Here is a 409-nt window from a genome sequence, read left to right on the forward strand (position 1 = left end):
GCTGTAAACTGTGCCATCCTTGGTGGTTCTCTTTTTATGCAGGACAGGGCTTACGCAAATATTGGTGAAGCAACTGTATTTGGTTTAGGCTCTGGTGTGGGATGGTTGCTGGCCATTGTTGGTATTGCTGCCATACGAGAGAAGATACGATATTCTAACGTACCTGCTCCACTAAGGGGTTTGGGCATTACTTTTATCGTAACCGGACTTATGGGTATCGCCTTCATGAGCTTCATGGGAATTCAACTGTAACAGTATCTGTAAAAATATATAACAATGAATGTTTTACTAGCTATTCAAGGCTCTGTCATCGTTGCCAGCGTAGTCATCTTCCTGTTGCTGGTGCTCCTTTTGGTGTCAGTGCTGCTGTATGCAAAAATGAAACTTACACCGTCGGGCACTGTAACCA

The 409-nt window shown here is 44.0% G+C and carries 1 protein-coding gene; it reads left to right on the forward strand.

Annotated elements, in window-relative coordinates; translation table 11 throughout:
• Nucleotides 1-252: Rnf-Nqr domain containing protein (locus C6366_RS21305; protein WP_304481815.1), on the forward strand; the 252-nt coding region annotated here is incomplete at its 5' end.
• Between the last annotated feature and the right edge of the window lie 157 nt (nt 253-409).

This window comes from Desulfonatronum sp. SC1 (genome assembly GCF_003046795.1).
In the GTDB taxonomy this organism is placed as follows: Bacteria; Desulfobacterota; Desulfovibrionia; order Desulfovibrionales; family Desulfonatronaceae; genus Desulfonatronum.